General features: G+C 70.7%; 16 protein-coding genes and 1 pseudogene. 6 read left to right on the top strand and 11 right to left on the bottom strand.

The genetic code is table 11. The features are described from left to right. Positions 1-55: 55 nt before the first annotated feature. Positions 56-1,096, bottom strand: a complete 1,041-nt coding sequence (locus ACH4FH_RS06150; protein ID WP_398554541.1) for a hypothetical protein — start codon at positions 1,094-1,096, stop codon at positions 56-58. Positions 1,097-1,720: 624 nt separating this feature from the next. Here ACH4FH_RS06150 and ACH4FH_RS06155 point away from each other — a divergent pair. Further along, on the top strand, positions 1,721-5,800 hold the full coding sequence (locus ACH4FH_RS06155; protein WP_398554785.1) for a molybdopterin-dependent oxidoreductase: 4,080 nt from the start codon (positions 1,721-1,723) through the stop codon (positions 5,798-5,800). A 153-nt stretch (positions 5,801-5,953) separates the two neighbouring features. On the opposite strand, the gene ACH4FH_RS06160 is transcribed toward ACH4FH_RS06155, so the two are convergent. From ACH4FH_RS06160 to ACH4FH_RS06170, 3 genes are all read right to left on the bottom strand, one after another. Further along, positions 5,954-6,826 (bottom strand): glutathione S-transferase C-terminal domain-containing protein, encoded by an 873-nt coding sequence (locus ACH4FH_RS06160; protein ID WP_398554542.1) that lies wholly within the window; start codon positions 6,824-6,826, stop codon positions 5,954-5,956. A 191-nt stretch (positions 6,827-7,017) separates the two neighbouring features. Then, positions 7,018-7,140 (bottom strand): putative leader peptide, encoded by a 123-nt coding sequence (locus ACH4FH_RS06165; protein WP_398554543.1) that lies wholly within the window; start codon positions 7,138-7,140, stop codon positions 7,018-7,020. Between the two features lie 222 nt (positions 7,141-7,362). Next, on the bottom strand, positions 7,363-8,232 hold the full coding sequence (locus ACH4FH_RS06170; RefSeq protein ID WP_398554544.1) for a polysaccharide deacetylase family protein: 870 nt from the start codon (positions 8,230-8,232) through the stop codon (positions 7,363-7,365). 142 nt (positions 8,233-8,374) lie between these two features. On the opposite strand from ACH4FH_RS06170, the gene ACH4FH_RS06175 reads away from it, so the two are divergent. Together ACH4FH_RS06175 and ACH4FH_RS06180 are read left to right on the top strand one after the other, a co-directional pair. Beyond that, positions 8,375-8,788: a MerR family transcriptional regulator gene (locus tag ACH4FH_RS06175; RefSeq protein WP_398554545.1), complete on the top strand. Its 414-nt coding sequence runs from the start codon at positions 8,375-8,377 to the stop codon at positions 8,786-8,788. Positions 8,789-8,814: 26 nt separating this feature from the next. Further along, a pseudogene (locus ACH4FH_RS06180) lies at positions 8,815-9,003 on the top strand (hypothetical protein); the annotation flags it as partial. A gap of 387 nt (positions 9,004-9,390) precedes the next feature. Here the strand turns inward: ACH4FH_RS06180 and ispG are convergent. The 7 genes from ispG to ACH4FH_RS06215 all read right to left on the bottom strand — a co-directional run bounded on the left by ispG (position 9,391) and on the right by ACH4FH_RS06215 (position 19,300). Continuing rightward, complete coding sequence (gene ispG / locus ACH4FH_RS06185; protein ID WP_398554786.1) at positions 9,391-10,524, bottom strand: flavodoxin-dependent (E)-4-hydroxy-3-methylbut-2-enyl-diphosphate synthase; 1,134 nt, start codon at positions 10,522-10,524, stop codon at positions 9,391-9,393. Positions 10,525-10,576: 52 nt separating this feature from the next. Then, positions 10,577-12,373 carry a 1-deoxy-D-xylulose-5-phosphate synthase gene (locus ACH4FH_RS06190; protein ID WP_398554546.1) on the bottom strand — a complete coding sequence of 599 codons (1,797 nt, stop codon included), beginning with the start codon at positions 12,371-12,373 and terminating at the stop codon, positions 10,577-10,579. A gap of 20 nt (positions 12,374-12,393) precedes the next feature. Continuing rightward, positions 12,394-13,377, bottom strand: coding sequence for a 4-hydroxy-3-methylbut-2-enyl diphosphate reductase (locus ACH4FH_RS06195; RefSeq protein ID WP_398554547.1), 984 nt, complete (start codon positions 13,375-13,377; stop codon positions 12,394-12,396). Continuing rightward, on the bottom strand, positions 13,374-17,063 hold the full coding sequence (locus ACH4FH_RS06200; RefSeq protein ID WP_398554548.1) for an ABC transporter ATP-binding protein: 3,690 nt from the start codon (positions 17,061-17,063) through the stop codon (positions 13,374-13,376). The genes ACH4FH_RS06195 and ACH4FH_RS06200 overlap by 4 nt, the downstream gene beginning before the upstream one ends. Positions 17,064-17,108: 45 nt before the next feature. Next, positions 17,109-17,726 (bottom strand): 4'-phosphopantetheinyl transferase family protein, encoded by a 618-nt coding sequence (locus ACH4FH_RS06205; RefSeq protein WP_398554549.1) that lies wholly within the window; start codon positions 17,724-17,726, stop codon positions 17,109-17,111. 2 nt (positions 17,727-17,728) lie between these two features. Further along, a complete protein-coding gene (locus tag ACH4FH_RS06210; protein ID WP_398554550.1) occupies positions 17,729-17,938 on the bottom strand; it encodes an MbtH family protein in 210 nt (69 codons plus the stop codon). Between the two features lie 81 nt (positions 17,939-18,019). Beyond that, positions 18,020-19,300, bottom strand: a complete 1,281-nt coding sequence (locus ACH4FH_RS06215) for a glycosyltransferase (protein WP_398554551.1) — start codon at positions 19,298-19,300, stop codon at positions 18,020-18,022. Between the two features lie 162 nt (positions 19,301-19,462). On the opposite strand from ACH4FH_RS06215, the gene ACH4FH_RS06220 reads away from it, so the two are divergent. From ACH4FH_RS06220 to ACH4FH_RS06230, 3 genes are read left to right on the top strand one after another with little or no spacing between them, the layout of a single operon-like run. Next, a complete protein-coding gene (locus tag ACH4FH_RS06220; RefSeq protein WP_398554552.1) occupies positions 19,463-20,740 on the top strand; it encodes a glycosyltransferase in 1,278 nt (425 codons plus the stop codon). Next, a complete protein-coding gene (locus ACH4FH_RS06225; RefSeq protein WP_398554553.1) occupies positions 20,737-22,131 on the top strand; it encodes an NDP-hexose 2,3-dehydratase family protein in 1,395 nt (464 codons plus the stop codon). Before ACH4FH_RS06220 ends, ACH4FH_RS06225 begins: the two co-directional genes overlap by 4 nt. After that, positions 22,128-23,135, top strand: coding sequence for a Gfo/Idh/MocA family protein (locus ACH4FH_RS06230; protein WP_398554554.1), 1,008 nt, complete (start codon positions 22,128-22,130; stop codon positions 23,133-23,135). Before ACH4FH_RS06225 ends, ACH4FH_RS06230 begins: the two co-directional genes overlap by 4 nt. Positions 23,136-23,201 lie beyond the last annotated feature (66 nt).

The raw sequence follows: 23,201 nt of genomic DNA on the forward strand, positions 1-23,201 counted from the left end.
CCCCGACCTCCGCGACGACCTCGGCGCTCAGGGGCCGTGGTGTCCGTCCGGCGCGCTACGAGGGGAAGTCCCCCGGCGGCACCTGGCTGGTGGAGGCGTTACCGCCGGCGACCTTGTTCAGGCTGAAGGTCAGCACCGTGTACTGGGTGCCGCCCGCGACCCGGATCGTCCGGAAGTTCGCCTGGTCGTCGAACTTCTCGAAGCTGCACTCGCGGGTGAAGGACCGCTTGCCGCCGTTCCAGTCCTCGCCGGTGGTGAAGTACACCGTGTACGAGCCGCTGTTGACGCTGCGTACGGTCGCTTCGGAGCTCTTGCGGACGTACACCGAGAACGCCGTCCGCCCGCTGCGGGTCAGTGTCACCACCGCGTCGCTGCTGGTGCCGTTCTTGACCGTGAGGCGGCCCAGACCGCCCCGGCTGCCGTCGCGGACGAAGGCGCCGTTGGCGAGGCGCCGGTGTCTGGCCTCTTCCGTGCGCGGCAGCCGGAGCCGGGCGTCGTAGCCGAGGGCGGTGAGCGCGCGCGCCGCTTCCTCGGCGTTCTCCGGGCTCTCGGCGGACCTCAACTCGACGCGCGGCGAGGTGGCGCAGCGGCTGCCGTCGCCGCGGGCGCTCCGCAGGTCCTGGCCCAATGCGCGGAGCGAGGCGGCGAGTTGGCCGTTGCCCGTCATGGCGTCGTCCGGCGTCTCGGCGGTGTCCAGGGCGTCGGCGGCGGCGTCGGCCTTCGTCGCCGCGACGTCGAGCGCGGTATTCAGCGGCTTGCCGTCCCGTGCGTCGTCGACCGTGCGTAGGGCGTTGTTCAGCGGTCCGAGGGCGGCGGTCAGTGCGCCGCGGTAGCGGTCGGGGTCGGCGGTCGGTGTCGGGGAGGTGGCGGGGGGCGCGGCGGCCACCGGGCGGCCGCCGCCGCTGTCGGCGTCCGAGGAGCAGGCGGCGAGGGACAGCGCGAGGGTCAGGGTGGCGCCGATCGCCGCTGCGCGATGGAGGCGTTGGCCTGTCGTGGCGCGGAACGGCGTCGTGCGGCCGGACGGAGCGCGAAATATGGGTGCGGAGTGCTGAGCCGATCCGGGTGCTGCGCCGGGATCCGGTATCCCGTGCGTCACGCGCGTAGACGTGTACCCCACCATGTTTCCCCCGTTTCCCCCGAACTCTGGCAATCGCCGGAAAGACCAGGTTTCTCCCCGCGCAGGGGCCTGTCAAGGCTGTGGTCCGGCGGCTCCTTACGGCGCTCGGCCGTGTGGACAACCGGCAGAGCGCCGGTGCGGGGGCGCCGGGCAGTGCGGCCTCGAAGGGGCAGGGCGCGTCGAGATCTTCATGCCGCGGTCGCCGGAGTCGATGTCACCTGCGACCGGCACCTGGCAATCCGGGCCGCCCCCCCCGCGAACCATCAGCATGTCGACTTTCAGGCTAATCGACCCAATGAATTGAAGGTAGCGTCGCGTCAATGCCTGGCATTGCGGTGCCATCGCTCCCGCCTCCCCCCTCCCGCCCCGTACCTCACAGTGCCGATCCGGTCGAAGTGTGTCGCGTGTTACGGCCCGTGATCCGCACGCGTGACCTCGGTGTAACGGGCATTTCGTACGGTCGATACGCACAGCCCGGTCGGCGGACCGGGCCGCACGATCAGCTCGCGAGAAGGGAAGTCCGTGACCGTAGAGGGCCCACGGACCGGCACCGCTACCGACCAGGTGCGCACGGTCTGCTCGTACTGCGGGGTGGGCTGCGGCATGCTCCTCGACGTGGCGACGGGCCCCGACGGCCGTCGCACGGTCCTCAAGGCATCGGGCGACAGGACCCACCCCGCCAACTTCGGCAGGCTCTGCACCAAGGGTGCGACGACCGCCGACATGCTCGCCGCCCCCGGACGGCTGACTTCCGCGCTGGTGCGCGCCGAGCGGGGCGCGGAGCTCGCGCCGGCCGCGCTGGACTCATCGATCACGGACGCCGCCCGGCGACTGCGGACGATCGCGGAGGAGCACGGTCCGGACGCCGTCGCGTTCTATGTCTCCGGACAGATGAGCCTGGAGGCGCAGTACCTGGCGAACAAGCTCGCCAAGGGATTCGTGCGCACCTCGCACATCGAGTCCAACTCACGTCTGTGCATGGCCAGTGCGGGCAGCGGCTACAAGCTGTCGCTCGGCGCCGACGGCCCGCCCGGCTCGTACCAGGACTTCGAGAAGGCCGACGTCTTCCTCGTCATCGGCTCCAACATGGCCGACTGCCATCCGATCCTCTTCCTGCGCATGAGGGAACGGATGAAGGCCGGTGCCAAACTGATCGTCGTCGACCCGCGCCGCACCGCCACAGCCGAGAAGGCCGACCTCTTCCTGCAGATCCGGCCGGGCGCCGATCTGGCCCTGCTCAACGGCCTGTTGCAGCAGCTCGTGGCGAACGGCCACACGGACGCCGGCTTCATCGCCGACCACACCGAGGGCTGGGAGGCGATGCCGGAGTTCCTGGCGGACTACCCGCCGGCGGCCGTCGCCGAGGCCACCGGCATCCCCGAGGAGGACATCCGTACCGCAGCGCGCTGGATCGGCGAAGCCGGGGAGTGGATGAGCTGCTGGACCATGGGGCTGAACCAGTCCACCCACGGCACCTGGAACACCAACGCACTGATCAACCTGCACTTGGCCACCGGCGCGATATGCCGCCCCGGCAGCGGCCCGTTCTCCCTCACCGGTCAGCCCAACGCCATGGGGGGCCGCGAAATGGGATACATGGGGCCCGGCCTGCCGGGACAGCGGTCCGTGCTCGTCGACGAGGACCGCGCGTTCATCGAGGACCTGTGGGAGCTGGAGCCCGGCACGCTGCGCAAGGACAGCTCCGCCCAGGGCACCGTCGAGATGTTCCAGCGGATGGCCGACGGTGACATCAGGGCCTGCTGGATCATCTGCACCAACCCCGTTGCCTCGGTCGCCAACCGCAGGTCGGTCATCGAAGGTCTGGAGGCGGCGGAGTTCGTGCTGACCCAGGACGCCTTCGCCGAGACCGAGACCAACGCCTACGCCGACACCGTCCTGCCCGGCGCTCTGTGGACCGAGGCCGACGGCGTAATGATCAACAGCGAGCGCAACCTCACCCTCGCCCGGCAGGCGGCCGATCCGCCCGGCGAGGCGATGGCCGACTGGCGGCTCATCGCACGGATCGCCTGCGAGATGGGTTACGAGAAGGCGTTCACCTACGACAGCGCCGAAGAGGTCTTCGAGGAGATCAAGCGTGCCCGGAACCCGGCCACCGGGTACGACCTGCGGGGCGTGACCTATGAACGGCTGCGCTCCACCCCCGTCCAGTGGCCCGCGGCGAGCGAGGACGGCCCGGACCGCAACCCCGTCCGGTACGTCACCGAGGACGGCGACGGCCCGGTCTTCCCGACCCCGAGCGGACGTGCGGTGTTCTTCGGCCGCCCGCACCTTCCCGCCGCCGAGATGCCGGACGACGACTTCCCCTTCGTGCTGAACACCGGGCGTCTGCAGCACCAGTGGCACACGCTGACCAAGACCGGGAAGGTCGCCAAGCTCAACAAGCTCAACCCCGCGCCCTTCGTCGAGGTGCACCCGCAGGACGCACAACGGCTCGGCGTCGAGGAGGGCGACTCGGTCGAGGTCGCTTCCCGCCGCGGCCGGGCCGTCCTGCCGGCCGTCGTGACCGACCGGGTCCGTCCCGGATGCTGCTTCGCGCCGTTCCACTGGAACGACCTGTTCGGCGAGTACCTGAGCATCAACGCCGTGACGAACGACGCGGTCGACCCGATCTCCTTCCAGCCCGAGTTCAAGGTGTGCGCGGTGACGCTGGCCAAGGTCGCCGCCCCGGTGGTGACCGCGCCCGCTCCGCTGCCCGCGCCGGCGCCGCTCCCCGCGCCCACCGCGCCGGCGGCCCTCCCCACCGATGCCGTGTCCGGCCCGGCGGCGGACGTCTTCGGGCTCGACAGCACTCCGCCCCCCGTACTCGCCGAGCACGAACGGCAGTACCTCGTCGGCTTCCTCGGCGGGCTGCGGGCCGGCGCGCCGGGTGTGCCCGTCCTGCCGCCGGGGGCACCCTTCACCGAGGAACACGCGCGGTGGGTCAACGGAGTGCTCGCCGGCCTGTACTCCCGTACCCCGCAGACCACGTCCGAGCCGGCGCTGAGCGCACCGGCCGGCCGGGAGGTCGTGGTGCTGTGGGCCTCGCAGACCGGCAACGCCGAGGAGTTCGCGGCCGCCACGGCCGAGCGTCTCACCGAGGCGGGACACCGCGCCGCTCTGCTGGGAATGGACACCACCGACCCGCGGGCCCTGCCGCCCGCCGCCGACCTGCTGCTCATCACCAGCACCTTCGGCGACGGCGACGCACCGGACAACGGCTCCGGCTTCTGGGACGCGCTGGCCGAACCCGACCTGCCCCGTCTGGACGGCCGCCGCTACGCCGTACTCGCCTTCGGCGACTCCCAGTACGACGACTTCTGCGGCCATGGCCGCCGCCTCGACCGGCGCCTGGACGAACTGGGAGCCGTACGCCTGACCCAGCGCATCGACTGCGAACCGGACTTCGAACCCTCGGCCCACGCCTGGCTCGACGAGGTCCTGACGACCCTGACCGGCCCGTCGGCCGCCCCTGTTTCCGCCCCGGTCGCCGCCCCTGCGCCCGCCGCCCCGGCGGCGCCCCGCCCGGCCCGCAGCAAGCCGGCCGCCGTCGTTGCCCGGCTCACCGGAAACCGACTGCTCAGCCTCCCGGGCGCCGGAAAGGAAGTCCGTCAGTTCACCTTCGACGCCCGCGACAGCGAGACACCGCTCACCTACGAGGCCGGCGACGCGCTGGGCGTGCGCCCCGTCAACTGCCCTGATCTGGTGGCCGAATGGCTGGCAATCAGCGGCCTGGACCCACAGGCGCCCATCGAGGTCCGCGGCACCGGCACCACGGGCAGCACGGGACCCGAGGGCACGGACGTCCCCCTCGCCGAAGCCCTGCACCACCACTTCGACATCACGAGAATCACCCCCGCCCTGCTGCAATTCGTCACCGACCGCACCGGCGACCGCGACCTGAAGAAGCTGCTGCGGCCGGACAACAAGGGCCAGCTCGCCCAGTGGTGCTGGGGCCGGCAGGCGATCGACGTACTCACCGAGTACCCCGTGCGCGCCGGCGCCGAGGAGTGGGCCCAGGTCCTCAAACCCCTCCAGCCGCGCCTGTACTCGATATCGTCCAGCCCGCTGACCGACCCCTGCCAGGTGTCACTGACGGTCTCCGTCGTGCGGTACGAAAGCGTGCACGGCCGCCCTCGGAAGGGCGTGTGTTCGCCCTTCCTCGCGGACGCCGCCCCTGACGCCCCCGTGCCGGTCTTCGTCCAGCGCTCCCCGCACTTCCGACCTCCGGCCGACCCCGCCACCCCGATGGTGATGGTCGGCCCCGGGACCGGAGTGGCCCCCTTCATCGGCTTCCTGGAGGAACGCCGGGCCCGCGGCCACCAAGCGCCCAACTGGCTGTTCTTCGGGGAACAGCACCGCGCCACGGACTACTACTACGAAGAAGAACTGACCTCCTTCCGCGAGGACGGCACGCTCACCCGACTGGACACCGCCTTCTCCCGTGACCAGCGGGCAAAGATCTACGTCCAGGACCGCATACGCGAACACGGCCCCCAACTGTGGTCGTGGCTCCAGGACGGCGCCCACTTCGCCGTGTGCGGCGACGCCTCCCGTATGGCCAAGGACGTCGACCGGGCCCTCCGTGACGTAGCCACCACCCATGGCGGCCTCTCCCCGGAAGCGGCGGCCGCATACGTCAAGCAACTCGCCGCCGACAAGCGGTATGTCCGGGACGTGTACTGAAGCCGACGTGGGGTTCGCTCAGGTCGTGGTTGTGGCCGTGGTCGTGGCTGTGTCAGTGGACGGCGTCAGCCTGTCTCGGCCCCGGCTCGGCGTCCACCGGGACCGCCCTGTGCTTCGGCGGGCGTGGAGTTCAGCGTTGGTGGGGTGTGGAGTTCAGCGGTGGTGGCGTGTGACGGGCCGTCCGGGCGTGTGCGCCGTCGACCAGTCCACGATCTGCACCGCCGCCCCTGCGGCCTCTTGGCCCTTGCAGCGCGCATGGTGCCGTCGCGCGATGCCGTCCAGGTCGAGGTGGGAACCAAAGGCCGGAAGGGTGGCCAGCCGTCGCGCGTACGACCACAGCCGCCGGTGGGCGGCGATGCGGTGTACTGCCGCCGCGTCCAGATGCCACCGGTGCACCGTGTCGAGCTGGACGAGAGTCACCCACAACCGGACGTCGGCAGCGGTGACCTCGCCGCCCAGTGCGTAGTCGCGGTCGGCCAGTCGGCGCTCCAGCGACTCCAGCGCGAGGAGCAGGGTGTCCAGCGCCGCCCCGTGGTCCGAGCTGCCGATGCCGAGCCGCCCGGCACGCTGCGCCGCATCGCTGATGTCCTGCTCGCAGAGCCTCCCGACCGCCTCGATGTCGCTCCTGGCGTGGACCGGGTACAGCTCGGGCCCCTGGCCACCGAACCGCTCGGCCAGGTCGCGCAGGATGTCAGGGGCGTGCGTACTGACGATCCGGCCCGTCCATCCGTCGCTCAGCACCGGTGCCGCGGCCGGTCCGGGATGCTGGTGGGAACTGGCCTCGTACAGGGGGCGCAGCGCGGTGTAGCCGTCACCCGGCCCGTCGGGAACCGCGGGCAGCAGCGCCACGGGGAGGACGTCATGGAGGCCCAGCAGGCTGTGGGTGACGGCGATTTCGAGACCGCGCGGACAAGACAGTGAGAGGTGCAGACGGTAGCGGTGCGGCACGGCGTAGTGGCCGCTGCGCACATCGCATCCGATACGGCCCCGAAGCGACAGCGCGGTGGTCTGGGACATGGCGGACATGCGACTCCCTGGGATCCTGGCCCGCTCTCGCGGGCCTAGCAGGCGTATGTGCAGGAGGACGACGTACGGCAGGCAGATGGCAGCAGGAAGGAGACTGCAGGCAGGGGCAGCGGACGCCGTTCGGCACAGGCCCGGGTGCGAGGAAGGCTCGCCGCGGGATGGGGGCCGGCGCGAGGGGAGTCGCTACCGCCTCAGCGGAGAGGACTTGTCGCGCTGGAGACGCGCAGGAGATCGATGTGCCTGCGCGAGGTCAAGAGGGGAAGCGGCTGGGCCGCGCACACAGCGCGGTCGGAGTCCAGCCTCGTCGGCCCCATGATTTCCCACCCGTTCACTAGGGTTCCCACTTTGAGTGTCGAGCCGCCGCCGGACCGCGTCAAGGGTGATGCATGCCGCGCTCTGTTGCCACCTGCCTCCGTCGGGTGTCCTTCGCACCACCGAAGGACCGCAATCGAGCGATCCGCAGACGGATCGCTGTCCGCGCTGACGCCGTGCCCTGCCGGCGGCGACCGTCGGCGCGGTCACCGCCGGCTCCGGCATCACCTCGCCGGGCGTACCGTCCGGGCGTAGTGGTCGGCGATGTCGTCGCTGGTGGTGAGCCACACGCCGGGGTGGTTGGCCACGTACTCCAGGGCCTGGTCGAGGTACTTGTAACGGAACGCCTGGCCGATGACGAACGGGTGCAGGGCCAGCGCCATCACGCGCCCGCCGGCGACCGCGTCCTCGTACAGCTGGTCCAGCTGGTCCTTGACGATGTGGACGAAGTCCGGGCCGCTGAGGTGCTTGCCGACGAACAGGCCGATGTCGTTCAGCTCGACGGAATAGGGCACGCTCAGCATTCCGGGCACGTTCAGCCGGTAGGGCTGGTCGTCGTTCGTCCAGTCGAGGACATAGCTCAGGCCGAGCCCGGCGAGGAGCTCCGGGGTCCGGAAGGACTCGGTGAGCGCCGGTCCCATCCAGCCGCGCGGCCGCTTTCCGGTGGCCTTTTCGATGGTGTCGACGACCTCGGTGAGGTAGGCGCGCTCCTCCTCGGGGGCCACGTCGGGCTGGAGGACGGAGTTGTTCTTCCCGTGTGCGAGCCAGGCCCAGTCCCGCTCCCGGCCCGCCTCGATGATCTGCGGATAGTGGTCGACGACATCGGAGTTGAGCAGGACGCTCGCGCGGATGTGATGCCGGTCCAGGGCCTTGAGCAGGCGCCAGAAGCCGACCCGGGGGCCGTAGTCGCGCCACCCGTAGTTCAGCGGGTCCGGGGTCAGATGGGCGGTGCCCGCGAAGGTACTGGTCGAAGGGCGGTCGATCCGGTAGTGCTCGATGTTCAGTCCGACGTAGAAGGCGACCCGGGCCCCGTCGGGCCAGTGGAGCGGTTCCCGGTCGACGATGGGGCTGTAGTCGAAGAGCTGCTGGTCCATCGGTAACTCACCTCGCGGATGGCGGTGCGGTTGCGTTCGATGGATATCCTCAAACCTTCACATAGATGAGAAGGTCAAGACGAGAAGGTCGGGACGAGGAAGTCAGGGCGAGAAGCGAGCGGCTTCTCGGGAGGAGGGCTTGGTGCGTATCGGAGAGCTGTCGGAGCGGACCGGTACGCCCCGCAGGCTGCTGCGCTACTACGAGGAGCAGGGGCTGATCGCCGCCGATCGCGCCCCGAACGGCTACCGGGAGTACGACGAGCGCTTCGTCGACCGGGTCCTGCAGATCAGGGGGTTGCTCGACGCCGGGCTGCCGACCCGGATCATCAAGCAGATCCTGCCCTGCCTCGACAAACCGAGGGCCATCTACTTTCCCGACGCCACGCCCGAGATGCTGGCCACGCTGCGGCGCGAGCGGGACCGGATGACCGAGCGGATCCAGTGCCTGGCGCGCAACCGGGATGCGATCGGCGAATATCTCGACGCGGTGCTGGAGTACAACGGCGTCCGAACGCCGGCCGCCCCCAGCCCGTCGGACCGGACGCGGAACGGCTGACATCGGCGGCGGGGGCTCGCACGGGAGTGGAGATCCCGCAGTACGCGAGCACGCACGCGCGGGAGGCGGAGATCGAGGCCGGGGCTGAGCGCCTTGTTGCCGATCTGGTCAGCGATGTGGTGTCGAGTGCCGCGCGGCTCGACGCTGCGGTGCGATCGCTTCCGGAAGCCGCCTGGGGCCGCCGGGTACCGCTGCGAACCGGGGAGCTGCGGACGCCCGCATGCTTGCTGGGGACGCGGATGCGCGAACTTGAGGTCCATCACACGGACTTGGCCGCCGGCTACGCCTTCGCCAACATTCCGGGTTCCGCTGCCCGCTGGATCGTCGGCGACATCCTTGGCGCCCTGTGGCTCCGAGCGGACACCCCGGGGGTGCGGCTCGAAGCGACGGATGCGGGCCTGGCGTGGGACGTTGGCGGCGGCCCGGTCGTCAGGGTGCGCTCGCCGACTTGCCGGCGTGGCTCGGTGGTCGCAGCCCGGGAGGGGCCGGGCTGCGACCTGTCGAGGGGGGAGCATCGCCCGAGGCGCCACACTGGATCTGACGTCGCCGGCCGGGCTCCGGTGATCCGGGGTGCTGCGCCGTCGCTGCGAGGTGGGGCGGGGCTATCGGTCGTCCCCCGTGATCGCGCCGGACTCGGCGAGACGGAGGGCCTCCTCGATGAGGGATTCGACGATCTTCGACTCGGGGACGGTCTTGATGACCTCGCCCTTGACGAAGATCTGGCCCTTGCCGTTCCCGGAGGCCACACCGAGATCGGCTTCGCGGGCCTCTCCGGGGCCGTTGACGACGCAGCCCATGACGGCGACGCGCAGGGGGATGTCCATGCCGTCCAGGGCGGCGGTGACCTCGGCGGCGAGTTTGTAGACGTCCACCTGGGCGCGGCCGCACGAGGGGCAGGAGACGATGTCGAGCTTGCGTGGGCGCAGGTTGAGCGACTGGAGGATCTGGATGCCGACCTTGACCTCCTCCACCGGGGGAGCGGAGAGGGAGACCCGGATCGTGTCCCCGATGCCCTGGCGCAGCAACGCGCCGAAGGCCACGGCGGACTTGATCGTGCCCTGGAAGGCCGGGCCCGCCTCGGTGACGCCGAGGTGGAGGGGGTAGTCGCAGGATTCGGCGAGCAGTTCGTAGGCGCGGACCATGACGACGGGGTCATTGTGCTTGACGGAGATCTTCAGGTCGTGGAAGTCGTGTTCGGCGAAGAGGGCGGCCTCCCACAGGGCTGATTCGGCCAGCGCCTCGGGGGTCGCCTTGCCGTGTTTGGCCAGCAGGCGGGCATCGAGCGAGCCGGCGTTGACGCCGATCCTGATGGGGGTGCCGTGGTCGCTCGCCGCCCGGGCGATGTCCTTGATCCGGTCGTCGAACTTCTTGATGTTGCCCGGGTTCACGCGGATCGCCGCGCATCCGGCCTCGATCGCCGCGAAGACGTACCGGGGCTGGAAGTGGATGTCGGCGATCACCGGGATGGGCGACTTGGTGGCGATGGCGGCCAGCGCGTCCGCGTCATCCTGCGACGGGCAGGCGACGCGCACGATGTCGCAGCCGGCCGTCGACAGTTCGGCGATCTGCTGGAGCGTCGCGTTGACGTCGGAGGTGACGGTGGTGGTCATGGACTGGACGGAGACCGGGGAGTCGCTGCCGACACCAACCTGGCCCACTTGGAGTTGGCGGGTCTTCCGGCGCGTTCCGAGTGTGGTCGGCGGTAGCGGTGGGATACCGAGTGAGACCGTCATGATGGCCCTCTCCTCTTCCTCGTGCTGTCTGCTGCGTGGTGTGGACGGGCCGCGCTCACCGTTCTGCGCCGGCCTTGGCGGCGGCCTGGGCAGGGCCGTCGTGACGGGTCAGGGCCTCGACGGCGGTGCGGAAGACGCCCTCGCCGGTCAGGCCGCTGCGGGCGAGGATGTCCGCGCGTTTGCCGTGCGTCAGGAACCGTTGGGGTACGCCGAGAGTGCGTACGGGCGTGGTGGCGCCGGCGTCGGCGAGTGCCTGCGCGATGGCGGCCCCGGCCCCTCCGGAGCGTCCGCTGTCCTCGACGGTGAGGACGGTCCGGTGGCTCAGCCCCAGCTCGACCAGGGCGGGTGCGACGGGCTTGATCCAGCGGGGGTCGATGACGGTGACGCCGACGCCGTGGCCGGTCAGTCGCTCCGCGGCGTCCAGGCAGGCGTCCGCCATGGGGCCGATGGAGACGAGGAGCAGGTCGGGCGGGCCCGTGCGGTGGAGCACGTCCATGCCGGCGACCGAATCGACGGCGGGGACGGCAGCGCTGACCGTGCCCTTGGGGAAGCGGATGGCGGTCGGGCCGGTGGTGACGTCGACGGCTTCGCGCAGGGCCCGGCGCAGCGTGACACCGTCGCGCGGGGCGGCCACCCGCAGTTGGGGAACCAGCTGGAACAGCGACAGGTCCCACATGCCGTTGTGGGAGGCGCCGTCGTCGCCGGTCACACCGGCCCGGTCCAGGACGAAGGTCACCGGTGCGCGGTGCAGTGCGACGTCCATCAGCAGCTGGTCGAAGGCCCGATTGAGGAAGGTCGCGTACACCGCCACCACGGGGTGCATGCCGCCCAGGGCGAGACCTGCGGCCGAGGTGACGGCGTGCTGCTCGGCGATGCCCACGTCGAAGGTGCGCTCGGGGAAGCGCCGCGCGAACTCGGCGAGCCCGGCCGGTCTGAGCATGGCCGCGGTGATGGCGGCGATATCCGGGCGCCGGGCGCCGAGTTCGGCGAGTTCCTCCCCGAACACCGAGGTCCACGACGGCTGCGGCGTACGGTCCTGGACGGTGCCGGTCGAGCCGATGGCCCGCACCGCGTGGAAGCGGTCGGCGTCGTCCTGTTCGGCCGGGGCGTGTCCGCGGCCCTTCTCCGTGACGCAGTGCACGACGACCGGGCGGCGGAGCGCGGCGGCGTCACGCAGCGCCGCTTCGAGCGCTCCGAGGTCATGGCCGTCGATCGGGCCGGAATAGGCCAGGCCCAGCTCCTCGAACAGGCTGCTGCCCTCCCCGGCGCGCAGCCGGGCCAGGTGGTCGGCGAGGCCGCCGATGGTGGGCGCGTACGAGCGGGTGTTGTCGTTCAGGACGACGATCACCGGCCGGTGCGGTGCGGCGGCGATGTTGTTGAGGGCCTCCCAGGCCATCCCGCCGGTCAGCGCGCCGTCGCCGATGACGGCCACCACGGCGCGGTCGGTGGCACCCTGGAGATGACGGGCCTTGGCCAGCCCGTCGGCGTACGAAAGGACCGTCGAGGCATGGGAGTTCTCGATGACGTCATGCTCGGACTCGGCCCGGGAGGGGTAGCCGGACAGGCCGTCGGGCTGACGCAGCGTGTCGAAGGCCGCGGCCCGGCCGGTGAGCATCTTGTGGACGTACGTCTGATGGCCGGTGTCCCAGAGGAGGGTGTCCCGCGGGGACTCGAACACCCGGTGCAGGGCCATGGTCAGTTCCACCACGCCCAGATTGGGGCCCAGGTGCCCCCCGGTGCGGGAGACCTTCGCCACCAGGAACTCCCTGATGTGCGGGGCGAGTTCCTGCGCGGCTGCCGGGCTCAGGGCCCGCAGGTCGGCCGGTCCGTGTATCGAGTCGAGTGGCGACATGACACTTCCAATGCTGGTCGTCAACGGGCCTCGTCGGCCAGAGGGGTTCGCGGGACGCGGCCGGTGACCGGGTCGGCGAGGCGGGCGGGCATGGCGAAGACGACGTCCTCGGTGGCGCCGGTGTCCACCTCGACGTCCGTGTAGCCGAGCGCGGCGAGGCGGTCCACGAGGCCGCGTACCAGCACCTCGGGGGCGCTGGCCCCGGAACTGATGCCGATGCTGGACACCGACTCCAGCCAGCGTTCGTCGAGATGGCTCGCGTCGGGCACCAGATGGGCGGCGCAGCCGCGCTCGCGTGCCACTTCCACCATGCGGATGGAGTTGCTGGAATTGAGTGAACCGACCACGAGAACCAAGTCGTTGTCGTGGGCCAGGGACTTCACGGCGTTCTGCCGGTTCTGGCTGGCGTAGCAGATGTCGTCGCCGTGCGGCCCGACGATGTCGCTGAACCGTCGTTGCAGGGCGGCGACGACCCGTGCGGTCTCGTCGAAGGACAACGTGGTCTGGGTGAGGTAGGCGACGGGGGTGTCCTCGGGCAGGTCGAGCCGCTCGACGTCCTGGGGCGTCTCGACGACGATCGTCTGCTCGGGGGCCTCTCCCTGGACGCCCTCGATCTCCTCGTGGTGCTCGTGTCCGACCAGCAGGATGGTCCGGCCGTCGCGGGCGAACCGCACCGCTTCCTGGTGCACCTTGGACACCAGCGGACAGGTGGCGTCGATGACCTCAAGTCGGCGGCCGGCCGCTCCGGCCCGTACCGCCGGGGAGACGCCGTGCGCGGAGAAGACGCACACGGAGCCCTCGGGCACCTCGTCCTCGCTGTCCACGAAAACCGCGCCGCGCTTCTCCAGCTCGCCGACGATGTGGTGGTTGTGCACGATCTCCTTGCGCACATAGACGGGCGCGCCGTGCAGGTCCAGGGCGCGCTCCACGATGCCGATGGCACGGCGTACGCCCGCACAGAACCCTCGGGGCTCGGCCAGGACGATGCGCTGGTGGGTGGTCATAGGAGCCTTCCTTGCGTCTGGAGCCCTGTGGTGGGTGTGGTGAGCGCCGGGACGGGCGCAGGGGTGGTCCGCGCCTCCTGGGCGCGCCAGAGCCGTGAGTACAGCCCGCCCACCGCGAGGAGTTCGTCATGGGTGCCGTCCTCGCCGACCCGTCCGTGGTCGAGGACGATGATGCGGTCGGCGCGGGCGGCCACGGCCAGCCGGTGCGCGACGATCAGCGCCGTGCGGCGCGCGGTGAGCCGGTCGGTGGCCTGGTTGACCAATGCCTCGGTCGCCGGGTCCAGTGCGGAGGTGGCCTCGTCCAGAAGCAGGATGTCCGGTTGCACCAACTGGGCTCTGGCCAGGGCGATCAACTGCCGCTGTCCGACGGAGAGATTGCCGCCGCCTTCGGCGATCCGGTACCGGTAGCCGCCGTCGAGTCCGGCGATGACCTCATGGGCGCCGGTCTGCCGGGCCGCGGCCTCGACATCGGCGTCGGTGGCGTCCATACGTCCGTACGCGATGGCGTCCCGGACGGTTCCGGCGAACAGGTAGGACTCCTGCGGTACGACGCCGAGCCGCTGCCGGTAGCCGGCCAGGGCGAACTCCCGGATGTCGGTACCGTCCACGAGGACGGCGCCGCCGGTCGGGTCGTAGAACCGGGCGGCCAGTTTCACCAGCGTGGACTTGCCGGACCCGGTCTCGCCGACGAAGGCGACCCGCTGGCCGGCGGGGATGCGCAGAGTGACGCCCCGGAGGCCGGGGGAGCCTGCCGTTCCCTCGTCGGCGCCGTACCAGAAGTGCACATCGTCGAAGACGATCTCGCCGCGCAGCCTCTCCACTTCACGGGGATCTGCTGTCTCGGCGGTGCTGCTGCGCAGTTCGAGCATCTCCTTGATCCGGCCCAGGGACACCGTCGCCTGCTGGTAGCTGTCGTAGAGCTGGGAAATCTGCTGCACGGGGGTGAAGAACAGTTCCAGATAGAGCAGATACGCCACGAGCGTGCCGATGGCCATGGAGCCGTCGGCGACACGGCCGGCGCCGAAGGCCAGCACCAGCGCGGCCACCACGGCACCGAAGAACTGGATGAGCGGGAAGTACAGGGCCATCAGGTACTGGGAGCGCACGCGGGCCTGACGGAAGGCGTGGCTGTGCTCCGTGAACCGCCGCACGGTGGCGTCCTCACGGCGGAACGCCTGGGCCAGCCGCATCCCGGCGGCGGACTCCTGAAGGGTGCCGTTGACGACCGCGGTCCGCTCCCGGGCCAGCCGGTACGCCTGGAGGGAGCGCCTGCGGAACACCGCCGTGGCGGCGTACAGGGCGGGTAGCGCGAGCAGAACGACCAGGAGCATCCAGGGGTCCGCGAGCAGCAGGGCAACCATGACGCCGGCCAGGGTGAGCAGGCTGACGAGGAAGGCGATGAGCCCGGTCTGCAGGAACGCGGCGAGGGAGTCGACGTCCGTGGTCATCCGGGTCATGGTCCGGCCGGCCGCCTCCTTCTCGAAGTGGTCGAGACCGAGCCGGTGCAGCTGCGCGAAGATCCGGATACGCAGGGCGTACAGCATGCGCTCGCCGGTGCGGCCGGTCACTCGATGGGCTCCCCACTGGGCGGCCCAGCGGAGCAGGGTGATCAGCAGCGCCCCGGCGCAGGACATCCACAGGGCGGTGGGGGAGGCGCTGACGGAAGCTTCGATGCCCTGCCGGACCGCATAAGGCTGGGTCAGCCCGCCGATCGCGTCGGCGGCGACCATCAACAGTCCGAAGGTGATCGGGAGCCAGAAGCCGCGCAGCAAGTCGCGCAACCCGAAGGCGCCGGCGGTGTCGCGGGCCGCTTCGGCCTCGTCCACGTCGGGCTCATGTGCGGGCCGGACCGGCTCGGTTCGCGTGCGCTCCGGGGACTCGGCAGCGGCCGCGCCGGAGGTGGTGACCGGGTCCGCGTCACCCCCGGCCCCCTCGTCGGCCGCGGCTCCCGAACCGTTGAAAAGGTCACGGAAGAGGGCGCAGCGTGCCAGGAGTTCATCGCGGGTGCCCAGGTCGGCCAGTCGTCCGCCGTCCAGGACGGCGATGCGGTCCGCCATGGAGAGGGTCGATTTCCGGCGGGCCACGATCAAGGTGGTGCGCGGCGTGGTGAGCTCCCGCAGCCCCTCCTGGATGGCCGCCTCGACGCGGGTGTCGACGGCCGACATCGCGTCGTCGAGCACCAGCAGCCGCGGTGCGGTGAGCAGAGCGCGGGCCAGGGCTATGCGCTGACGCTGACCGCCGGAGAGGGCGTGGCCGCTTTCGCCGGCGGGGGTGTCGTAGCCGTGCGGGAAGGCCGAGATGAAGCCGTCGGCCTGCGCGACGCGGGCGGCGGCGCGTATCTCGGCGTCGGTGGCGTCCGGGCGGCCGTACGCGATGTTCTCGCGGATCCCGGCGGAGAAGAGGAAGGTCTCCTCAGGGACCAGTCCCAGGGTGCCGCGCAGCGAGTCGAACGTGAGGTCCCGTACATCCGTGTCGCCGACCCGTACGGACCCCTCGGCGGCGTCGTAGAACCTGCCGAGCAGCAGGGCGAGGGTGGACTTGCCGGAGCCGGGGCGACCGACGACGGCGACCGTCTCGCCGGGCTCGATCCGCAGCGAGAAGCCGTCCAGGACGGGGCGGACGGGGTCGTATCCGAAGGTGACGCGGTCGAACTCCACGGCGACCGGCTCGCCTTCGGGCAACCGGCGGGTGCCCTCGGTCAGGTCCGGCCGGGCGTCGACCAGGTCGAGGACCCGGCTGATCGCGGCCGCGCCCTGCTGCCCCACGGTCAGCAGCCCCACCAGCATGTTCAAGGGGACGACCAGCTGGGTGAGATAGGCGGAGAAGGCGACGAAGGTGCCGAGCGAAAGCTCACCCCGGATCGCCATCCACCCTCCGAGGGCGAGGATGCCCACCTGCGCCAGCGCCGGTACGGCCTGGAGCGCCGGTTCATAGCGGGCGGTGAGCCGCAGGACCCGCACCCGGCCGGCGAACAGCCGCCGGGCCGCTGCGGTCAGTTTGGCCATCTCCTGCTGCTCCTGGCCGAAGCCCTTGACGACCCGGATGCCCCTGACGGAACCGTCCACCACCCCCGCCACGGCCGCCGCCTGGTCCTGGGCGTTCCAGGCGGCCTCCAGCATTCGGGGCTGGCTGCGCCGGGCGAGGAACCACAGGGCGGGCACCATGGCGAGCGCGACCAGGGTGAGCCGGGGGGACAGCAGGCCCATCACGGTCACCGCGGCCGTGAGGGTGGCGATGTTGGTGACCATGGCGGGCACCACCGCGACCAGGCCGTGGACCATGTTGAGGTCACTCGTCGCGCGCCCTACGAGCTGACCGGTGCTCAGTTCGTCCTGGCGCACCCCGTCCAGGCGTGTGAGGGAGCGGAACAGGTCCGACCGCATGTCGTGCTGGACGTCCGCCGCGAGCCGACTCGCGAAGTAGCGGCGCAGGAACGTCAGGACATACGCGCCGACCGCCGCCGCGAGGAGCAGCGCGATCCAGGGCGCGAGCGGGCGACGGGAGCCGATGATGACGTCATCGATGACCACTTTGGTGATCAGGGGGACGGCCACGCCCACGGCGGTGGCGCCGATCGCGCCGATGAGCGAGAGCAGCATCCCGCCGCGGTGCCGCAGACAGTAGCCGGCCACGCGTCGCAGCAGGCCGCCGCGGCCGGCTCGTTCGTCACGGACGTGCGCCGCCACTGGCCGGCTCCTCTCGTGCTGTTGTGTGGTGGGGGGTGCGTGGGGTCAGCCGCTGCTGACGGCCACGGCCAGGACGTGCTGCGCGGAGCCGGCAGACAGGACCGCGCTGGCGGTCTGCGGGTCGTCCGGCAGCGGCAGCAGCCGACCGGTCGGCCGTAGGAGCTGGGCCCCGGGGGGCGTCGGTATCCGCTGGGTGAGGCCGCCGTCGCGCAGGCCGCGCCCGCGTGCCTTGCCGATGGCTTCCTTCTGGGTCCACAGCCACAGGAAGGCCCGGATTCTGGCCTGCCGGGGGCTGCTGGCGACCCAGTCAGCGGCAGTCTCGTCCAACCAGCGCCGCGCCATCGGGACGGCGGGGAACGGGCGTACGGTCTCGATGTCCACGCCGACCGGGCGGTGCGTACTGAGGGCCACCGCTCCGGCGCCCCTGCTGTGGCTGAGGCTCGCATGCAGTGCGGCCGCGGACCCGGTCAGCCGGGGGCGGCCGCCGGGCTCGTACTCCAGCCGGATCCGGCAGGCGGGGCCGCCCGTCATCTCCGCTGCCGCGCGGACGAGTGCGGCGTGGGTGGCGCGCCGTTCGTCGCCGGCCGGGGCCTCCCCCCACACCACCCTCACGGTGCCGGAGCCGGTGCCCGGCAGCACGGTGGTGAGGAAGGAGGCGAGCACGGTCAGCCCGCCATCTGGCGGACCAGGCTCCGCGGGCGCATATCGGTCCAGTGCTCCTCGATGTGGTCGAGGCACGCCTGACGGCTGTCCTCGGCGTGCGCGACGTCCCAGCCCGCGGGGACCTCGGCGAAGCTCGGCCAGAGGGAGTACTGCCCCTCGTCGTTGACCAGAACCAGGTAGCGGCCCTCGGCGTTCTCGAACGGATTGGTCATGTCCTCGCCCTATCCTGTGTGGGATTTTCTCTGTCTGTGCATTGGCTGCGGTTCACTGATTGCGGTCTTGTGGGGACCGCTTCAGCCCGCGATCTTTTCCAGCACGCGGACCGCGTGGGCGGCGCCGTTTTCCGGAGCGGTCTTCTCCGCGAGACGGGCGACGCTGCGCGCGATGTCCGGGTCGGTGGTGGCACGGTCGATGGCAGCGGCGAGTTTGTCCGCGGTGAGTTCCCGGTGCTTGACCGGTGCGGGCGCGACGCCGAGTTCATACAGATGGTTCGCCCACATCAGCCCCTCCTTCTGGAACGGGCAGATCACCTGCGGGATGCCGGCCTTCAGTGCCGCATTGTGTGTTCCGGTGCCGCCCGGGTGAACCGCCGCACGCACCCTCGGGAACAGCCAGTCATACGGGATCTCCTCTTCGATGAGGATGTTCTCGGGCGGGTCGGGAATGACGACTCCACCCCAGCCCGTGACGACGACCGCCCGCAGCCCGGTCCTGCCGAGCGCTTCCACCACGGCACGGCCGGTGGTTTCCGGATCGATTCCCAAGTGGCTGCCAAATCCGATGAAGAGGGGTTTCTCCCCGTCGTCGAGAAAGCGCAGGAGCCGCTCCGAGGGCCGCCAGCCCGGCTTGCCCGGCAGCATCCAGAAGCCGGTGGTGTGCACCCACTCCGGCCAGTCGGGAGCCGGCTCGACCACATGCGGGCTGAAGCCGTGCAGAACGGGCGCCGCCGTGCCGTCGGCGCGGTACCTGTTGTCCAGGAACCCCTCGCGTGGCGCAAGCCCCAGCACGTCGGTACGCCACCGGGCGAACAGGTCGGCCAGCGGCCCCTTGATGGGGTTGTCGTTCGCCCTGGCGTGCTGTTCCAGATTGTCCGGCCGCGCCTCGAACGTGCCGACCTGCGCGGGATAGCGCCGGGAGGCCACGAAGTGCGGGTAGAGGCTGGCGAGTACGTGCGGAACGCCCAGCTTCTCTGCGATCTGGTGCACGGCCTGCCGTGAGGAGTGCGAATGAATCACGATGTCCGCGCCGCCGGACGCGGCGTCCCACATCTCTTTGAGCATCACCGGATAGAGCGTGGGAAATACCTCGTTGAAAATGCGCTCCCGGGCCGCTTGATGTGCGTCCGTGGACTTCTCGTTGTTGACGAGGATCTCCCGGACGTCGGGGCGGGAGTGGAGCTTGACCCCCTCGTCGTTCACCGGCGCGAAGTCCACGCCGTATTCCTTCACCCAGGAACCGTACATACGGGGACCCACGAGAGTCGCCGAATGCCCCTCTTGGTTGAGGGCATAGGCCAGCGCCAGATACGGCTGCATATCCCCACGACTGCCATGGGAATAGATCAACGCTTTCATGACCCATGTCCTCCCATCGGTGTGACCCCAAAGCTGCCGTCACGTTAGATCGGGCCGGGTGCGTGACGCTGGATCGGTTCTGTATGCAAGAAGCTGCCTCTTGCGCGTGCCGCGCGGCACTGGAAAGGGTGGGCCACCCGACGACCACGGAAGGCACCGACATTGAAGGCACTGGTCTACTGCTATGGAAATCGGGGCGACGTACAGCCGTATCTGGCTCTTTGCCGTGCCCTCGACCTGGCGGGGCACAAGGCCGTGCTGGCGGCGCCTCGGCTCTTTGCTCCGCTGGCAGCCGAATACGGCGTCGAATTCGCCGCGCTGGACGACGGCGCGGTGCGGATTCGGTCCCGGGCCGACATCCGGCAGCTACAGGTGAACAGTGACCGCCCGTCCGCGGAGAGCGACAGGCAGCGGGCCTCGATCCGCCAGGAGATGCTGCCGCTCTACTCGGCCGTGCTGCGGGACATGTGGGAGGCCGCGGCCGACGGTGCCGATATCGTCATCCACTCGCACGCCTTCCGCGAGGCGGTCCCGCAGATCGCGGAGAAGCTGGGCGTGCCCCACGTCCTGGGGGCGCTCTACCCCAACTTCGTCGTCTCCCGGGACTACCCCTCCTTCGGCCACCTGTCGGCGGTGTTCTCCGACCATGAGGACCACAGCAGGACCGATGTCAGGACCTTCCTCGGGCCGGAGGTCATCGAGGCGGTCGTACACTGGCGCGAGCACACCCTCGGACTGCCGCCGCGCGAAGGCTTCCTGGACTTCCGGCACGGCGCCGACGGCACCCCGACGCCGGTTCTGCACTCCTTCAGTCCGCACGTCCTCCCGCCCGGTTCCGACTGGCCCGACTCGGTCCACACGGACGGTTTCTGGCATCTGCCACCCGCCCCCGGCTGGCAGCCTCCGGAGCGGCTGGTGCGCTTCCTGGACGAAGGTGACCGGCCGGTCTTCCTCGGCTTCGGCAGCGCGGTCGGCACGGACCCGGAGCACACCCGGCGGCTGGTGCTGGACGCCGTGGGGCAGACCGGATACCGGGCCGTCATCGTGGCCGGCTGGGGCGCGCTCGACATCGACAACCCGCCGGAGAACGTCCTCGTCCTTGATGAGGTCCCCTACCAGTGGCTGCTGCCGCGCGTGCGGGTGGCCGTCAACTCCGGCTCCCTCGGCGCCCATAACGCGGCGCTCACCGCCGGCGTTCCGCAGGTCATCTGTCCGTTCGAGGTGAACCAGATGATGTGGGGCGACCATCTGCACCGCCTGGGCGTGGCACCCGCTCCGCTCAAACAGCGCGAACTCACCGCGCAGGCTCTCGCCGCAGCGCTTCGCACGGCGGCCACCGATCCCGCGATGACGGCCGCCGCCGCCCGGCTGGGCCGGCTGCTCGGCAGGGAGGACGGGGCCGCCTCCGCGGTCACCTTCCTGGAGGGGATTCCCCGATGACGCAGACCATCACGCCGAGCCGGCTGCGGCTGCCCGATCCCGGCCTGTCGTCCCGGCTGGCACTGTCCGCAGGCTGCACCGAGGGTGTACGGACGAGTACGGCCGACTTCTTCGAGTGGCTCGCGGGCCGGCAGCAAAAGCACGCACAGAACGTCGAGCGCATCCGCTTCGACGAGCTGGCGCAGTGGGGATTCGATCCGGAAACCGGAGACCTCCGGCACGACAGCGGACGGTTCTTCTCCCTCCACGGGCTGCGGGTACGGTCCGACTTCGGCCCGGTCGCCGAGTGGACGCAGCCCATCATCAGCCAGCCGGAGTTCGGCATACTCGGCATCGCGATGCGCGAGTTCGACGGCGTACTGCACTGCCTGATGCAGGCGAAGTCAGAGCCCGGAAACATCAACGGGGTCCAGCTCTCCCCCACGGTGCAGGCCACCCGCAGCAACTACACCCGGGTGCACGGCGGTTCGGCCGTTCCCTATCTGGACGCGTTCCGGTCGGCGGAACCGAGCCGGGTTCTGGCGGACGTGCTCCAGTCCGAACAGGGCTCGTGGTTCCACCGCAAACGCAACCGCAACATGGTCGTCGAGGCCGGGCCATGGGTGGAGGCCGGCGAGGACTTCTGCTGGCTGACCCTCGGCCAGCTGCACTCCCTGCTGCGCCACGAGAGCCTGATCAACATGGACGCGCGCACCGTACTGTCCTGTCTGCCCCACTGGCACACCGCGGACACCGGCGGTGAGCCGGCCGCCGCCCTGCACCCCGACCGGGAGATCCGCAGCTGGCTCACCGGCCGTCGTGCCGAGCACGAGGTGGTCACCGAGCGGCTGCCGCTGAACCAGGTGGCCGGGTGGCACCGGTCGGCGGACGCGCTCTCGCACGAGAGCGGCCGTTACTTCAGCATCGTGGCGGTGAACGTGAGCTCCCACAGCCGGGAGGTCCCGGCCTGGTCGCAACCCCTGCTCCAGCCGCACGGGCACGGCCTGGCGGCGATGCTCGTGAAGCGGATCGACGGGGTACCGCACGCGCTGATGAGTGCCCGGGTGGAGCCGGGCTTCGTGGACGTGGTCGAGCTCGGGCCGACCGTGCAGTGGACGCCGGAGAACTACGCCCATCTGCCGGCAGCCGCCCAACCACCTTATCTGGACCTGGTGTTGGACAACCCGGCGGCTCGGATCCGCTTCGACACCGTGCTCTCCGAGGAGGGCGGCCGCTTCCGTCACGCCCAGAGCCGTTATCTGATCGTCGAGACGGAGGACGGCGACGACGTCGAGGAGACGCCGGACCACCGCTGGATGACCGAGCGTCAGCTGGATGAGCTGCTGAGATACAGCGGCCAGGTGAACGTCCAGGCCAGGACGCTGGTCGCGGCCCTGCGGACGTTGCGGTGACCGCCGGCCGGCCGGTGCGGACGGGAGTGCTGGGCGCCGCGTCGATCGCCTGGCGACGGGTGCTGCCCGCGATGGCGCAGTGCCCGGACATCGAGCTGGTGGCGGTTGCCGCACGGGACGCCGAGCGGGCCGGCCGGTTCGCCGACCGGTTCGGGTGCGCACCCGTCTCCGGCTATGAGGCGCTGCTCGCCCGTGACGACATCGACGCCGTCTATGTGCCGTTGCCCGCGGCCCTGCACCACGAGTGGACGGCCCGGGCGTTGCGGGCGGGCAAGCACGTACTGGTCGAGAAGCCGATGGCGACCACCGCCCGGGAGGCCCGTGAGCTGGTGACGCTCGCCGAACGGGGCGGCCTGGTGCTCCGGGAGAACTTCATGTTCCTCCACCACCCCCGGCACGAGGCGGCGGCGAAGCTGCTGAACGACGGGCGGATCGGGGAACTCCGTTCTCTGCACGCGGCGTTCTGCATTCCGCCGCTCCCCGCCCAGGACATCCGTTACGTGCCCGAACTCGGCGGCGGGGCGCTGCTGGACGCGGGCGTGTATCCGCTGCGGACGGCGATCCGGTTTCTCGGCGGCACGCTCCGGGTGACCGGGGCGACGCTGCGTACCCGGGCAGCGGACGGCCTGGACCTGTCCGGGCAGGTGCTGCTCGCCTCCAACGAGGGGGTGCTCGTGACGCTCGACTTCGGTTTCGAGCACAGTTACGCGGCGCGGTACTCCCTGTGGGGCAGCCACGCACGCATCAGCACGGAGCAGGCGTTCAGCCCGTCCGCGCAGCACCGGCCGGTCCTGGTGCTGGAAGAGCAGGACCACACCGAGCAGTTCCTGCTGCCGGCCGCCGCCCAGGATCTGCGCTGTGTGGCGGATTTCGCCGCCGCGGTGCGCGGCGACGGGGCGGCAGCCGGCCCGGAGGAGGCCCGGTGGCGTGCGGACGCCGTGACGACGCTGGAGCTGGTGGACCAGGTCCGTGCACGGGCGGTGCGCGTGAACACCGACGGATGACCTGCGGCATGACGCCGACGCGAAGGGGGCCCGGGCTGTGGGATCAGCCCGGGCCCCCTTCGTTCG

This window comes from Streptomyces sp. NPDC017993 (assembly GCF_044328065.1).
In the GTDB taxonomy this organism is placed as follows: Bacteria; Actinomycetota; Actinomycetes; order Streptomycetales; family Streptomycetaceae; genus Streptomyces.

Excerpts from the sequence above, each read along its gene's own strand:
- ACH4FH_RS06155 (WP_398554785.1), top strand. The coding sequence starts at position 1,721 with ATGCTCCTCGACGTGGCGACGGGCCCCGACGGCCGTCGCACGGTCCTC.
- ACH4FH_RS06160 (WP_398554542.1), bottom strand. The coding sequence starts at position 6,826 with ATGTCCGCCATGTCCCAGACCACCGCGCTGTCGCTTCGGGGCCGTATC.
- ACH4FH_RS06165 (WP_398554543.1), bottom strand. The coding sequence starts at position 7,140 with ATGGGGCCGACGAGGCTGGACTCCGACCGCGCTGTGTGCGCGGCCCAG.
- ACH4FH_RS06170 (WP_398554544.1), bottom strand. The coding sequence starts at position 8,232 with ATGGACCAGCAGCTCTTCGACTACAGCCCCATCGTCGACCGGGAACCG.
- ACH4FH_RS06190 (WP_398554546.1), bottom strand. The coding sequence starts at position 12,373 with ATGTCGCCACTCGACTCGATACACGGACCGGCCGACCTGCGGGCCCTG.
- ACH4FH_RS06195 (WP_398554547.1), bottom strand. The coding sequence starts at position 13,377 with ATGACCACCCACCAGCGCATCGTCCTGGCCGAGCCCCGAGGGTTCTGT.
- ACH4FH_RS06210 (WP_398554550.1), bottom strand. The coding sequence starts at position 17,938 with ATGACCAATCCGTTCGAGAACGCCGAGGGCCGCTACCTGGTTCTGGTC.
- ACH4FH_RS06215 (WP_398554551.1), bottom strand. The coding sequence starts at position 19,300 with ATGAAAGCGTTGATCTATTCCCATGGCAGTCGTGGGGATATGCAGCCG.
- ACH4FH_RS06225 (WP_398554553.1), top strand. The coding sequence starts at position 20,737 with ATGACGCAGACCATCACGCCGAGCCGGCTGCGGCTGCCCGATCCCGGC.